General features: G+C 41.9%; 16 protein-coding genes. 9 read left to right on the forward strand and 7 right to left on the reverse strand.

Annotated elements, in window-relative coordinates:
* Nucleotides 1–17: 17 nt before the first annotated feature.
* From ACTHPA_RS13220 to ACTHPA_RS13235, 4 genes are all read right to left on the reverse strand, one after another.
* Entirely contained in the window at nt 18–1,265 is a 1,248-nt protein-coding gene (locus ACTHPA_RS13220) for a hypothetical protein (RefSeq protein ID WP_440500838.1), read from the reverse strand.
* Nucleotides 1,266–1,348: 83 nt separating this feature from the next.
* Nucleotides 1,349–1,903 carry an MEDS domain-containing protein gene (locus ACTHPA_RS13225; protein WP_440500840.1) on the reverse strand — a complete coding sequence of 185 codons (555 nt, stop codon included), beginning with the start codon at nt 1,901–1,903 and terminating at the stop codon, nt 1,349–1,351.
* 106 nt (nt 1,904–2,009) lie between these two features.
* Nucleotides 2,010–3,380: a guanine deaminase gene (guaD, locus tag ACTHPA_RS13230; protein WP_440500841.1), complete on the reverse strand. Its 1,371-nt coding sequence runs from the start codon at nt 3,378–3,380 to the stop codon at nt 2,010–2,012.
* Between the two features lie 182 nt (nt 3,381–3,562).
* On the reverse strand, nt 3,563–3,973 hold the full coding sequence (locus ACTHPA_RS13235; RefSeq protein WP_440500843.1) for a hypothetical protein: 411 nt from the start codon (nt 3,971–3,973) through the stop codon (nt 3,563–3,565).
* 152 nt (nt 3,974–4,125) lie between these two features.
* On the opposite strand from ACTHPA_RS13235, the gene ACTHPA_RS13240 reads away from it, so the two are divergent.
* The 9 genes from ACTHPA_RS13240 (at nt 4,126) to ACTHPA_RS13280 (ending at nt 11,480) form a co-directional block, all read left to right on the forward strand.
* On the forward strand, nt 4,126–5,664 hold the full coding sequence (locus ACTHPA_RS13240; RefSeq protein ID WP_440500844.1) for a spore germination protein: 1,539 nt from the start codon (nt 4,126–4,128) through the stop codon (nt 5,662–5,664).
* Entirely contained in the window at nt 5,657–6,751 is a 1,095-nt protein-coding gene (locus tag ACTHPA_RS13245; RefSeq protein ID WP_440500846.1) for a GerAB/ArcD/ProY family transporter, read from the forward strand. Before ACTHPA_RS13240 ends, ACTHPA_RS13245 begins: the two co-directional genes overlap by 8 nt.
* Nucleotides 6,738–7,970, forward strand: a complete 1,233-nt coding sequence (locus tag ACTHPA_RS13250; RefSeq protein ID WP_440500848.1) for a Ger(x)C family spore germination protein — start codon at nt 6,738–6,740, stop codon at nt 7,968–7,970. Before ACTHPA_RS13245 ends, ACTHPA_RS13250 begins: the two co-directional genes overlap by 14 nt.
* 332 nt (nt 7,971–8,302) lie before the next feature.
* Nucleotides 8,303–8,851, forward strand: coding sequence for a hypothetical protein (locus ACTHPA_RS13255; protein WP_440500849.1), 549 nt, complete (start codon nt 8,303–8,305; stop codon nt 8,849–8,851).
* Between the two features lie 47 nt (nt 8,852–8,898).
* Nucleotides 8,899–9,354, forward strand: coding sequence for a DUF4362 domain-containing protein (locus ACTHPA_RS13260; RefSeq protein WP_440500851.1), 456 nt, complete (start codon nt 8,899–8,901; stop codon nt 9,352–9,354).
* Nucleotides 9,355–9,487: 133 nt separating this feature from the next.
* A complete protein-coding gene (locus ACTHPA_RS13265; protein WP_440500852.1) occupies nt 9,488–9,868 on the forward strand; it encodes a hypothetical protein in 381 nt (126 codons plus the stop codon).
* Nucleotides 9,869–9,934: 66 nt separating this feature from the next.
* Nucleotides 9,935–10,237, forward strand: a complete 303-nt coding sequence (locus ACTHPA_RS13270; protein ID WP_440500854.1) for a hypothetical protein — start codon at nt 9,935–9,937, stop codon at nt 10,235–10,237.
* 31 nt (nt 10,238–10,268) lie between these two features.
* The gene (locus ACTHPA_RS13275; protein WP_440500856.1) at nt 10,269–10,769 is read left to right on the forward strand and encodes a GNAT family N-acetyltransferase; all 501 of its coding nucleotides are present in this window, start codon (nt 10,269–10,271) and stop codon (nt 10,767–10,769) included.
* Nucleotides 10,770–10,796: 27 nt separating this feature from the next.
* Nucleotides 10,797–11,480 carry a DNA alkylation repair protein gene (locus tag ACTHPA_RS13280; RefSeq protein WP_440500858.1) on the forward strand — a complete coding sequence of 228 codons (684 nt, stop codon included), beginning with the start codon at nt 10,797–10,799 and terminating at the stop codon, nt 11,478–11,480.
* A gap of 176 nt (nt 11,481–11,656) precedes the next feature.
* Here the strand turns inward: ACTHPA_RS13280 and ACTHPA_RS13285 are convergent, their stop codons facing one another.
* From ACTHPA_RS13285 to ACTHPA_RS13295, 3 genes are read right to left on the reverse strand one after another with little or no spacing between them, the layout of a single operon-like run.
* Nucleotides 11,657–12,400, reverse strand: coding sequence for an amino acid ABC transporter ATP-binding protein (locus ACTHPA_RS13285; RefSeq protein ID WP_440500990.1), 744 nt, complete (start codon nt 12,398–12,400; stop codon nt 11,657–11,659).
* Nucleotides 12,401–12,433: 33 nt separating this feature from the next.
* Nucleotides 12,434–13,090, reverse strand: coding sequence for an amino acid ABC transporter permease (locus ACTHPA_RS13290; protein ID WP_440500859.1), 657 nt, complete (start codon nt 13,088–13,090; stop codon nt 12,434–12,436).
* Between the two features lie 21 nt (nt 13,091–13,111).
* Nucleotides 13,112–14,272 carry a saccharopine dehydrogenase family protein gene (locus tag ACTHPA_RS13295; RefSeq protein WP_440500860.1) on the reverse strand — a complete coding sequence of 387 codons (1,161 nt, stop codon included), beginning with the start codon at nt 14,270–14,272 and terminating at the stop codon, nt 13,112–13,114.
* Between the last annotated feature and the right edge of the window lie 44 nt (nt 14,273–14,316).

Below are 14,316 nucleotides of genomic sequence, written 5' to 3' on the forward strand. Positions count from 1 at the left end.
TTTTTTTGACCTATCTCCTATAAATCCCGAAGTTCTACTACTTCGCCAGTGACAGCATCGATAGCTAGTTCAGAGTCGAGCAGCCCGCATAAGATGTATTTTTTCAGCTCCGCATCATACACATAGACAGGGTCCAACGTGATGTACGGAACCATCTTTTCGAAGGCTGTTTCATGATCGATGCGCGGCTCCGGCGCTGGGGTGAATGAATTGAATACGTCGAACATCGCTTCATTGTCGATCATATTGATGACTTTCATTGTTTCCCTGTCGATAATGAGGGCGAGTTTTGGCCGGAAAAGTGTGTTTTCGGCTTTGTTTGTATAACAGAAAGCCTCAATATATGAATGGGCTATGCGAAGCTCTTTCAATCTCCATTTGCCGCTATCGTCTGGGTACTCCATCCGCAGTGCATCATGGACAAGTGCAATGCACGCAACTATTTGTTCATTCGTCAGTTCGTAGTTATCCTGTCTATCGTTATGGAAAGCTTCGTCCGCGGTCACATCTTCCGCAAAGTTAATGAATTGACGTTCGATGCTTCCTCTTAACGGTTCGTCCCACTCCATGAGATGATCCACTTTGGCCATCCGTTCATCTGATAAGAATGGGATGCAGCGTTTCCCGTCCGCTGTGACATACACTTCATCGATTGCATAGACCGGCACGAATTTCTCCTCCGCTTCAGAAGGAATGTTGACAAGCGTGAGATGCTTCTTGACGGTCGGCTCGATTTCTTCAAGGGTCAGCTTGAATTCCTGCTTTTCGACAAGCTTTAGGTCCGGTGCATCGCCATAAGCGGAGAAGACAAGAAGCTTCCCGTCATCGTCAAACTCTACATTCAATTGGAAGCTCGGGGAAAGCCGGATGCCGTCCACGCGGGATGTGAACTGGAATCCGTTATCACTTGCTTGCTCTGCAAAGAAATCCTGCTCGTATACGAGGCCCGTTTGTCTTTCCAACCAAGCGGCTGCTTCTTCGATCGTCTTTTTTGTAAAAGGACGGACCGTTGAAAAGGTTGTCCCCCTTGTAAAAATGACACTTTGAAAACGGTCCTGCTGGATGTTGTAATCAATGCTCACGGTGCCATCCGGGTTTATATCTTCCTCAATAGGGGCTTCCGTATCATTTGGAAACCACTCCATATTTAATTCATAATCTGTCCCATTGCGCTTTGTGTAAAATGAATATCGGCCAAGGTGATAATGGTCAAGACCGAATTCCATGCTCGCCTTATCAGCAATAGCTTGTACACGTTTATCCATACAACTCGCCTCCTGTATATACGTGGTTTCATTATAGGCATGGAGTGGCGTTGTTTACAATTTATGCAAGCCGGCACGGGTAGTTAACGCGAATCCTGTTGGCTGATCGCAAGGTCCTCTTCTGCTATGACATAGGAATGAACGCTCACTAATAGTTCGGCAAGTTCCGCAGAGATTCGTTTCTTGCCGTACGCACAAACGTGTGGAAAAGCATATTCGCTAATAATTTCCTCGCAAGCGGTTTCGCACTCTTTAACAATATGGTGAGGCTCCTCATTGCTTGACCATTCCACATGCGCCCATGATCTGAAGAGGACATCTTTATCGACATAGGGTTGAATCGTCTCGAGAAAGAACTCGATAATTGCAGGGGGGCTGTAACTGCCGCTTGACCTGTAGAAGTATAGGCTGTTGACGAAATGGACGACATCCAAATCCGAGGCGGAATGACGGCGATTAAGGTCCCGGAGAAGTCCAGCGGTGATTTTATCATTTTCTACGATTATCACCTGTTCTCCAGCAGCTATCCCTTCTTCGATAAACGTCAAAACCTGGCGGAAATACTCCTTTTCATCATTGTACAAATATAATAAATGTAAGTCTCTCTTCTCTAATAGAAGCTGATTCAAAGTAATCATTCCATGACCCCTATCATTATTCGATAGTTCAATTATACTTATATTTCACAAAACCAACTAGAGGTAATTTAGCAGGGTGCCTGCACAATTTGCAACGTGCAGCTAATCATGAGGAACGGGTATGAACCAATTCACCTTGGACCCATACTTCCCGAATATTTTCGGGGCGCGTTAAATAGATGATTTTCTCAAAAATGTCCATTTTGCTTTCATTTGCATCGTAAAGCGGTAGACGTGCATTTGCCGTTCTCGTGTCAATGACTTGTACATCCCAAGCAAATCCTTCTTGCAAGCGCCCGACCGGAAGGCTAAGGCTCTCACCGCCGCCAGCAGTTGCGAGGTAGAAAGCTTCATTAATTGTAATGCGGGAGTTAGGAACACCACGTTGTTCTGCTGATAGACTAGTGTCTACGCCATCTTCCAACATTCGTGAAGATATGACCGCTTGCCTTGTATTGTCGTATAAGCTTGGCGAGAAACCGCCTGAAATATCAGAGCCTAGTCCGATGTCAATGCCCATCGACATGAATCGGGCTACTGGGAGAACACTATTTGCAAAATACGCATTGGAAATTGGGCAATGCGCGATGGCACTACCTGTTTCGGCGAATAGTTCGGCATCTTCATCCGTCAGGAAGTTGGAGTGAGCCATAACGGTCTTTTCTTGTAGTAAACCGAAATCATCAAGCGCTTGTGCATCGTTTTTGCCGAAGCGCTCCCTGACGTAGCCATGTGCCCAGTCGCTCTCACTGCAATGGGATTGGATATGGGTATCATATTTGGCTGCCAGCTCGCCTAATCCACGTAGTGCTTCATCCGTACAACTTGGAATGAACCTAGGAGTGACGACGGGATAGACGCCTTGTTTGGCTTGCTTCCCTATCTCTTTTACAGCTAATATGAATTCTTCCGTTTCAGCAAGAGCTGTTTTTGTATCGGAATCACGATAAAAAGAGGGCGTCTGTTCAGGATCGTCCATAACGACTTTCCCGACAAGTCCACGCTGTCCTTTCTTCGCACAAATGTCTGCTAAGACGATGCTCGCTTCTTTGTGGATCGTTGCAAAATAAAGGGCTGTTGTCGTACCGTTTGCTAGCAACGTTTCCACAACATCTTCATACACTATTCTAGCAAAATTTGCATCCGCAAACTTTGCCTCCGTTGGAAACGTGTAAGTGTTCAACCAATCATTCAATGGTATATCGAGTGCAGTACCTGATTGGATCCATTGCGGCGCATGGATATGGAGGTCGACGAAACCGGGGAGGAAGTACATACCTTCTTCGAGCCGATGGAAAGCATTTGTGTTTTCATAGTCATGGATAACTTCATTGTAAGCTGCATCTTCAGGATGTAAAACCTTCGCAATTTCACCTTTGTCATTAATACAAAAGAGACAGTCATGTAAAACGTTGACCTCTTGCGGTGAGTTGCTAGTAAAAGCGGTGCCTTGGAATACTTTTGTAAATCTGTTCATAGGTGGGCTCCTTTTGTTATGTACTTTGCTTATTAAAATATATACGAAAAGCGAGCAATTCAAAAGCCATCCGAATCATTCCCATGTGTACTAAATGTAAATATCTCTACTTTGATGAATTGTCATAAATAAAAGTACCATGCACAGGCATCACCTGCGCAATGGCACCTGTGAGGATGAAATTACCAGCTGAGGGCCATGCGTAAGGTGCAGCAGTTGTTTTGGGTATCGCTGTTTGTGAAATCGATTCGGATGCCGCTGGGCGTATACTCGAGGGTGTATTTGATTGTAACGCCTGTTGAGCGGACGAGTCGTTCGACTTCGCTTTTGTCAGATCGTTGGGCGGCGTCCATGAACCTGCGGGCGAAATCATTGGAAGACGTTATTGTGCCGATGAATAGATTTGCTTGATTCATTACTTGCTTGAACCGTTGTGCCGACTCATTGAATTTCCGCGTATCTACTGGAGGATAGGGATTCCCTCCATTTTGCGGTGTACCCGAGGGTATCGCCGTATATCCCGGGTGAACCGGTATGAAAGCCGGTTGCTGGGAATTATAGCCGTAGCCATGGGGAAAAGAAGAATAATACATAGGCAACCTCCGTATTCCTTCGATGCCTCAGTATATGCCTATTGTCGAAAACTCGTGTGCCCTTATGCTTTAAGTTACAGTCCGCTTTTTGAATAAATCACCTGCAATTCGACGAGTACTATCGTAACTGGTGAGTAACTGGAGGAATTAAAGTGCGCACACCCAAAAGCAGTACCCCTTCAAAAGACGAAAAGAAAATGAAGCAATCCTTTATTAATGACCTTGAAATGAATGTCAATCTTATAAAAGAAGCATTTTCATATCCAACCAATCAATCGCTTAAAATTCGAAATATTTCTATTTTGCAGGGGGCAAAAAAAGGCGTTATTGTCTTCCTTGAAGGAACCGTCGATAAAACTACGGTTGAAGCATATATTGTCGAACCACTATTGAGCGCAGCTGACCTCCCGAAAGATGAGAGCGGCATGACTGACGTAGCGGATCGCGTGTTCGTGGCAACAGGTACAAAGAAACTTGCGAAACTCGATGATGCTGTCAACGATCTATTGGGAGGCAACACCCTTATTTTATTGGAAGAAGAGCAAACAGTACTATCTGTGGCAACAGCAGGTTTTGAAAACCGGAGTGTAACCGAACCGACAGTGGAGAATGTAGTCAGAGGACCGAAAGAATCATTCAACGAATCAATGCTAGTCAATCAGTCGTTAATCCGAAAACAGATTAAAGATAGTCGGCTGGTAAGCGAATCGATGACGGTCGGAAATAGTGCCTTAAAAGAAATCTCGATTATGTATATAAAAGATGTTGCTGACGAGGAACTGTTGAACGAAGTGAAAAAAAAGATTGGTGAAATCGAAAGCGATGTCGTCCAAAATCTTTCCATACTGGAACAATATGTAGAAAGCAGAACCTATTCAATCGTACCTTCCACACTGTTGACAGAACGGCCAGATCGGGCTTGTTCCTTTCTTTTAGATGGTCATATTGTGTTGTTAATGAATAGCTCGCCATACGCATTAGTCGTTCCCGTTACTTTTTGGAGTTTATTCCATACGATTGAAGATCAATACCTCCGCTGGGCATACGCGAACTTTATTCGCGTTATTAGTGTAATCGCTATTTTTATCGCCCTTTATACACCCGCAATCTACTTGGCGGTCAGTACGTTCCATATCGAAATGCTGCCTCCGGATCTTTTGTTTGCTATCGCTGCAACAAGGGAAGTCGTACCCGTCCCGGTTTTATGGGAAATCATTTTACTGGAAATCGTATTTGAAATATTAAGGGAGGCAGGTATACGAATTCCGTCGGTAATCGGTCCAACGATCGGCATCGTAGGGGCGCTCATATTAGGGCAAGCTGCAGTACAGGCGAATCTTGTCAGTCCGATCCTAGTCATCGTTGTCGCAATTACAGGGTTGTCCTCATTCGTCATCCAAGATGTGAACTTAGGTTTCATGATTAGAATCCTTCGTTTTGCCTTTATTTTCATTGCGAATTTTATTGGCTTTTTCGGGATATTTTTAGCCACTGCCTGTCTATTCACTTATATGGTGTCTTTAAAATCGTATAATGTTCCTTTTTTTGCACCGTTCGCTCCTTATTTTCGTTCACCAAAAGGTTTGATTTTCCGTCCGCCAGTATGGAAACAGGTTTTGCTTCCTTTTTATTCGAATAGCCAAAATGAACAAAGGGGCAATAAATCGAAAGAAGGTTCAAATGATGATTAAGGCTAGCGACGGCAAAATTCGGAAAAGGGAACTAGTAGGCATCGTCATTTTCTTATTTACTATTCAAGTCATGGATACAACTCCGGACTTGCTTTTAAAATACGGAAAAAATGCGGCATGGATGATGCCTATTATTTCCTTTCTATGTATGCTGATTCCCTTCCTCATTCTGTTAAGAATCGTGAAAAGAAGGAATACAGGTCTGACAGAGCTTATATTTATGCTGATGGGGAAACGAATTGGCTCCTTCATCATGCTCCTGTTTTTCATCATTATTTTTAGTGCCACGGTGATTAATAGTAGGAATTATACGGACATTTTCAACACGATGTTTTATCCGAAAACCCCTATTCCATACCTCTATATCATGCTATTGGGGGCAAGCTTCTACATAGCAAAACGTGGATTGGAGAATATCGGTAGAACTGCTTGGATCTTTACGCCTTTATTGTTAATTCTTATGTTTGCTCTCATTGGTTTTGTGTGGGAGGAAATTTCATTCATTCGTATATTCCCGATTGCGGGTCCGGGCTTAAAAACAATACTGAAAGAAAGTGCAGTTCACAGTTCAATTTATGGGGAGAGCATTTTTCTGCTAGTGCTGTTTCGATTTGTCAAAACGTATAAAGATATGCGGTTTGGCTCTTTGCTTGGATGGATCATTTCTGTCTTTACGCTTGTTGTATTCATGATAGTGTATGTGGCAGTTTTTGACTATCCGGCAAGTCAAAATATCGCTTATCCTTTTCAACAAGTAAATCGCCTAGCGACCATCGGAACAATAAGCCATATAGAATCCATTTATTTAGCTAGTGCGACGGTTGCTTCGGCTATTCATTTTTCGATTTACTTGTACTTGTCGGCGTATTTCTTATCGAAAATGCTGCATCTGCATGAATTTGAACAGTTGCTGCTGCCATTGACGGGGCTTGTAATATTGATAGGATTAATATCACCAAACATTTTTGTTGGAAACACACTTAGGGAATCTTTAGTCCAATCTAGCTCAATTATATTGATGCTTTTTCCGTTCGTCTTATGGATAGTGGATCGCCGGAAAGGAAAGATGGAAAATGAAACGGCCTAAGCTATATTTATTGTTGCTGTCGATGTCATTCGTCTTATCAGGCTGCTGGGATAAAGTGGAGTTGGAAGAACGAGGATATGTTGTCGTATTAGGGATTGACAAAAGCGACAAAGACCATATGGTCGATGTCACATTTCAAATTGAAAATCCGCAAGTCGGTTCCTCAAGCTTGTCGATGTCGCAAACTGAACCACCGAGTGACATCCTAACGATTACTGCGACAGATATTTTAGCAGCGAAAGAATTGGCAAATAGTATCGTCTCAAGGGAAATTGATCTTTCACAATTGCTGACCATCATAATAGGAGAAGAATTTGCGAAAAGCGATTACTTTCACAATGTCATCGCTTCTTCCGTACGTGATCCGGAAATACGGAGAAAAAGTATTATGATTGTAAGCAAAGAAAAAGCAATGAAATTTATTAATAACAATCATTCCCGAATGGAAACGCGTCCGCATAAATATTACTCTTTTATGAGCGACAGATGGAAAGATACAGGGTTTGTTCCGGTATCCGATTTAAACCGTTATTTTCAAAGAACTTCAGGCGCCTTATTTTTAGCTATTTATGCGACTTCGGAGAGAGATGAAAGATACCGGGAAAGTCCCGATAATTATGAAGCAGGACAAGTTCCGCAAAAAGAGGGAGATCCTGTTCAAATGATTGGTTCTGCAGTGTTAAAGGAAGGTAAAATGATTGATGTTTTAACCGGAGAGGAAACAAGAAGCTCACTCCTGTTACGGGAAAAAAGTCTGGCCCATCACTATATAGATTCATTTGAAGATCCGAAAAAGGCCGGTCATAGAATTACTGCAAGGCTCATAAAGGAAGATCGTACGGATGTGAAAATAAATGTGGAAAAAAGTACTCCGGAGGTGCATGTCACCGTCCCACTGAAAGTTCAAGTTCTTTCGATTCCAAGTTTAACGGATTATGCAAGTGATGAAAGAAACCAAGAGCTTTTAAAGAGAGAGATTCGTAAAAACCTGGAAGATAACATTTCAAGTCTCATCACTAAAACACAAGAAGAATATGGTGCAGAACCTTTCGTCTGGTATGAAGCGGCGCGCCGTGAATTTTGGACGATGCCGGAATTTTTACAGTATGATTGGCAGTCAAAATATCGTGATGCAGACGTACATGTAGATTTCAAAATTACAATTGAAAGTTTTGGCAGCCAATTGAAGCCTCAAAAAATTGAAGGGAAAAAGGAGTGATTGTATTGCCATTTCCATTAGTATTCGTATTTTTGTATGTCATGGTTTATACGGCAATCTATGGACGTATGATTTGGCGTTCTGGGAATAAATTTGCAGGCGTTATTGTGTTGTTAATGGCAGCAATGATACCTGCTCTTTTAATGCTACTGAGGTTTTACAGTTGAAGAAAGAGGAAAGTGAAAGGTGCCTGATTTGCATTCGCAGGCACCTATTTTTATGTATTGGTTTTCATTTGATTCCCAAAAACATATTTTAGCACTCTAAGGAATAATGGTTTTGCTAGCATGTTGGGATAGTAAGTGAGTAAGATATGAAGCGGGGTGAATAGTATGCAAAACAAAAACTCAAGAAGAAAAGAAATCCGCATTTTGCTCATTCTGATAGGCATCGTTTTATTCAAGCTCTTTGTGTGGGATGAATACATCGTAAATTCAACAGCGGATGCTGCGTTGAACGGTGTAGAAGGCGAAGCGGGTGTTATGCATGTCATTAGTGAAAAGCAGGAATTGGCAATAAGGTCTTATGATGATGGCTTCAAGCTATATGCCGTATCCAAAGGGTTTTGGGGTTGGTCCATCACAGATGAAATGTGGATTGGCAATGAAAAGGACAAGACTTTGGAAATAACTGAACAGACATTGCAATTCAAGCCGGATCAAAAATTATATATGAGCCTTGTAGTGGATAAAAAGCAGTCTTTTGATAAAGTCACTGCCGACTCGACTACTATGGGGGCCATCAATTTTAATAGAACAGTTGGAGATAATGCATTTGTCTACTACTATTATAGCAATGAATCATTAGGGGATATCAATTATGAAGGCACTCGGTTAAATGGGGAAACGGAGAAATTGGCACGTGATAACGAGCCCAATTGACGCATATAGTGTAGGCGTAGCAAGAAGTACGTCATTGGAGGGGTTATATGCCGAAAAAGTTGTATTTCCTTTTGTTGCTTGGAATATACCTACTAGCCGCTTGCTCATATGATAGCGAAAAAGCGGTGAAAAATGGGGATGTCATTAATATGAATGGCCCCATTTTCAACTTTGATCGATTTGAACAGTTTTTGGAAAGTGTCAAAGCCGATGAAGCAGCCTTTGTCCGGATTGCCAACTACACTCTTGAAGGAAATCCGACTTTGTACGATTTATCTTTCAACGGATCCGAATTCGAGTTGGAAATTGATCGGTCAAAAAATAAAGAACGGGGAGACAACCCTGCCAAAGTGAACATGTCGTGTACTGATCTCGTTTCAGAGGAGGGACAGCAATTGTTCATCTATACATTGGAAGGGTGCGAGCAAGGGTCAACCGATGATAACTTCCTTCTATTAAACATCTTGAAAGAGCAAATAGAAGACCACGACCATGAGCATTAAACGTTACGGAAGTGCATATCACGCACTTCCTATTTAGTTAATGAATATAAGTCAAATAAACCATCATGATTCCTCAGTTTATTCATAGTTCCTCCAATCAAGTTTCAAGAGTTTTTGATGAAAAAGCAGTGGAATGCTACAATTTATTTTAACGGATGATGAAGTCTATCTACCTTCTAGAGATTTATCGACAGACTTAACAGCAAGGAGTGAGTATATGTTTTTCAAGAAGAACAATCCTTACAATAGCCAATTGGAAATTGAAGACGTTAGTAATGATACATATGCCGTCATTCTTCATTTTACACCATCCGCGGTCTACGTGTACGAAGACAAGATGGACTCTCATATAGTAGAGGGAAACAATATTGAAATGTGGGATGACCATGATACGGTTCTTACCGGAACACTCATCGTCACTTATGTAACTTCCACTCAGGAGGCACTTGAGAAATTTAAAGTAAATGACCTTGGTCTTCTCGTAATTCCGGTTGATCTATCCTATGAAGGCTAATAAATGAAACCTTGGATATCAAAAGAAAGTCATTACAAAGGAGGGACATGAAAAGGGGGAGAGAATATGTATGGTTGGTTGAATGTCGGCAGTCTTGTGCTCGGTCTCATTGCTTGGATACTGCCGGTTGTTGCTCTCATGCGAATGAGTAAACACTGGGTTGCATTCTCCATTATGAGTTTGAGTGCTTGTTCAATTTCAGTCTGTTTTCAGATTTACTATAACTATCATCTCGTGCAGATCAAGGATTGGGCAGCTCTTATGGATACTATGAGGGCGGTGGTAATAGCGGCTACCGTACTGCTTGTTGTGACGCTCTTATTAAATGTAGTTACGCTGATTGTTTACCGGGGAAGAACTGCAAAATAGCCAGTATGGAATGTAGAATGGGGGAGTTGCAATGCATCTCGAAAGACCGTCTTTGAAATGGGAAGCGGAACATATTGCATATATGCAAGAGTGGGATGAAGACCGGATGACGCCTAGCAGCTTTCATTTGAAAGAGGACATCCCCTACGAAGTGTACCTAGAGGAACTGGCAGCAAAGGAAGCAAGGCATGGTAATCGAGTCCCGAATACGAATTATTTCTTAGTCGATGACGACGAACGGATCATTGGGATGGTCAACATCCGGCATAGCTTGAACGACTATCTACTTCAAGTCGATGGCCATATCGGTTACGGAATCCGCCCGTCTGAACGGAGGAAGGGGTATGCGACCTATTTGCTTTCTGAAGCATTGAAGGTAACAGATCAGGTAGGTATCCGCTCTGTGTTAGTCACATGCAATGAAGACAATATCGGCTCCGCTGCGGTTATAATAAACAACGGTGGCGTGGAAGATGCGAGTTTTACGGAACCGCATGGCAATGTCGTTAGGAGATTTTGGATTGAACGGTGAAACAGCAATCATGTGGAGTTGACGTCAGTGAAAAAACAATGGAATCATAAGGGGATTGTCGAAAAGTTTGAAATGTGCCGTAATGCTGAGAATGCAGATCCGATGAAAGCATATATGAAACACCATTTCCCGTTTCTCGGCATTAAAAGTCCGTTGCGAAAAGAGCTGTTGCGTGCGCAATTTCAGGAATATGCTCTTCCGGAAGTGGATGAGATTTTTAACGAGGCGTGGAAACTATATGAATTACCCGAGCGAGAATATCAATATGCCGCAATTGCCTTGCTCGATAAAATGAAGAAACACTTCACTACCGCCGATTATCCGAAACTATTGAAATTCATCGAAACGAAATCATGGTGGGATAGTGTTGATTCAATCGCGCCGCATCTTGTCGGTCATGTCGTCAAATTGGACCGCGTATACGGTAAAACCGTGATGCTTGAATGGTCGCAATCCGATAATATGTGGACAAACCGCTCCGCTATTTTGCACCAATTAAAGTTCAAAAAAGAAACAGATACGGAGCTTCTATTCGATATTATTTTGCAGCATACGCAGTCAAATGAGTTTTTCATTCAAAAAGCAATTGGTTGGGTATTAAGGGAATACGCGAAAACAGACCCAATTGCAGTGAAGAAGTTTGTGGAAGAAAATACGTTGAAGCCATTAAGCAGGCGAGAGGCTATGAAGCATATAGGCGACATGACGTGATGTGTTAGGTGGGAATATGATAAACAGATTTCACCTATATAAAATGAATAATAATTGGAGAGAATTTTGTTTTACAGGAGCCGACTTTCTAGTATGACATTCAATATTTAGTTATTAACTTCGGAAAGTGCACCTAAACAATTACATACTGTTCAGGTGCCTGTTTCTTTTCTTTATTAATTCACTTTAGTAAGGAATCTCTTAGTTCGTTCTTCTTTTGGCTGATTAAATATTTCCTCAGAAGTACCCTGTTCTACAATTAATCCTCCATCCATAAAGATGACCCGATCTGCCACTTCCTTCGCAAAATTCATTTCATGCGTAACAATGACCATCGTCATCCCTTCCTCTGCAAGGTCTTTGATTACTAAGAGCACTTCGCGAACAAGTTCGGGGTCTAGTGCAGACGTTGGTTCATCATACAACATGACTGTAGGACTCATTGATAGTGACCTGGCTATTGCTACCCTTTGTTGCTGGCCTCCTGATAATTGGGAGGGATAGTGATCCGCTCTATCACTAAGTCCTACTTTAGTTAAAAGTTCTAAAGCTAGTTCACGGCTCTCGGCTTTGTTTTTTCCCTTTATTGTAATAGGTCCTTCCATAACATTTTCAAGTGCTGTTTTGTGTGGGAATAAATTAAAGGATTGAAAGACAAATCCCGTTGATTTACGCAAATCCCTAATTGCTTTTTTGTATTTACGATCGTGCCTTGCCTTGGCATCAATTTCTTGATTCCCTAGTCTTATAACTCCTTCGCAAGGCTCTTCCAAAAATGTTAGGCAACGTAAAAAAGTTGATTTGCCAGAACCGCTGGGTCCCATGATGACGACCACTTCACTTTTATTTACAGTTAAGTCTATCCCGCAAAGAACGTCATTTTGACCAAACCGCTTTTTTAAATTATTCACCTGGATAATACTCATTTTGGTTCTCGCCTCCTGACCTTTTGCTTAGCGTACTAGATGTCTTGAACTCCTTACTTCGAACTTATCTAATAGAGTGGTAAAGAAGGTAATGATAACCCAATATATAGCTGCTGCCATTAAATAGATGGTAAGTGGTTCGAATGTTTTGGCAATAACCAAGCTAGACATTTGAAGTAATTCCGTGACCGTGATGACAGACACAAGAGATGTATCTTTGATCAAAACAATGAATGAATTGGATAAGGTCGGAATTGCAATTCGAATACTCTGAGGCAAAATAATCCTTTTGAGGGCTTGCCAGTATGTCATTCCCATAGACATAGCGGCTTCCATCTGTCCTTTATCAACTGCAAGTATGGATGCCCGGAATGATTCCGATAAGTATGCTCCTGCATTTAGACTTAAAGCTAAGATACCTGAAGGAATTGGATCTAAAGATACCCCTATTTGAGGAAGTCCGTAATAGATTACAAATATCTGTACCAGTAATGGGGTCCCGCGGATAATAGATACATAAGCACTTGCAATTTGATACAATATTTTAATTTTGATTATCCGAATCAATGCTGTTAAAAAGCCAATGATTAAGGCAAACAGAATTGAAAGGACGGCAAGGAAAATTGTCATGAGTGCTGCTTTTAAAAGGGCCGGCAAAGAATCGATTACGATTGTGGCATCCATTTGCTCACCTCCTATCAGTTTCTAAACGGTAGACGCGGCATTTGCATTGTATTTTATTTGAATGCCTAACTCATTAAGTTCATCTACAAACGGTTGAAACCGTTCATTGATGATCAAGTTTTCCAGTGGCATGATTCCTGTTTCATAAATTTTTCCTTGAATAATCCATTTGGCGGCGACGGTTGCGGGCAATGCAGTTGTCTTTGCCATTGAAGTTATTCCTCTTTCTTTATCATAAAAATCTACTATCTCCCAGGAATGCTTTGCTGGGATTCCATCTTTAATTCCATTTACTTCGACACGGACTACTGTGACGTCTTCATTGGAAGAGCCAATTAATTTTGGAGCTAGCACAGACTCTGTAAAGGCTCTCGGTATAGTTGAATGTCCATTAAACATAATTGGCTGACTATCCAAAAATCCTAGTTCCGCAAGCACCTTCATTTTTTCCCAATGGCCCGGATAGCGAACGGTCTTTTCGTAAAGATTTTTGACTTTACCTTTAAGGGTGAATGCGGTGCTATGAGCATCAGTATTCACCATTTCACATTCGCCAACGGGGTCAGGAAAACTTATTTTTTCAAGTCCGGTCAGTGGTGGTAACTTTACTACTTCACCATTTTTTAGAGCTATGGCTGGTTTTGTATAAAGACCTAATACACTTTCCAATCGGAAGACAACTTGGTACCAAAGAGGGGGAATTGGATGCCGCGGGATCCCTCCGCAAATCATGGTTGCTTCTTCTGCTTCATCGAGCAATTCAATTCCCTGAGCGGCCAAGAAGTTCGTTATACCTGGAGCCACGCCAGAACCAGGTATAATAATTACACCGGCCTCTTTTGCTTCCTGATTAAGTGCAATTTTTTCTGGGAAATTTGATCCGACCAAATCGACAAGATGGCAACGGGAACTGATTGCGGCTTTGATTGCGTTTAGACTTAAGGAGTGGGGAAGACAGGCTATTGCTAAATCTGCATCTGATAAAATGGCTGCTATATCCTCTTCTGTTGCGAGGGAGGCCGATTGACCTTGGACTTTTGTGCTTTTTGCTATTTCAAGACATTTTTTTATTCCTTCTTTTCTAACATCAACAACAGTTACTTTCTCAATCTCTGTAAAATTACTAATTTCTCGGACGACAGTGGTTCCGATCATTCCCGCACCTAATACGACGACATGCACATTAATTCCCCCCTGTAATATGTAGTTTTCAAATAGGCGTAGCG

This window comes from Sporosarcina sp. SAFN-015 (assembly GCF_051966875.1).
Classification (GTDB): Bacteria; Bacillota; Bacilli; order Bacillales_A; family Planococcaceae; genus Sporosarcina.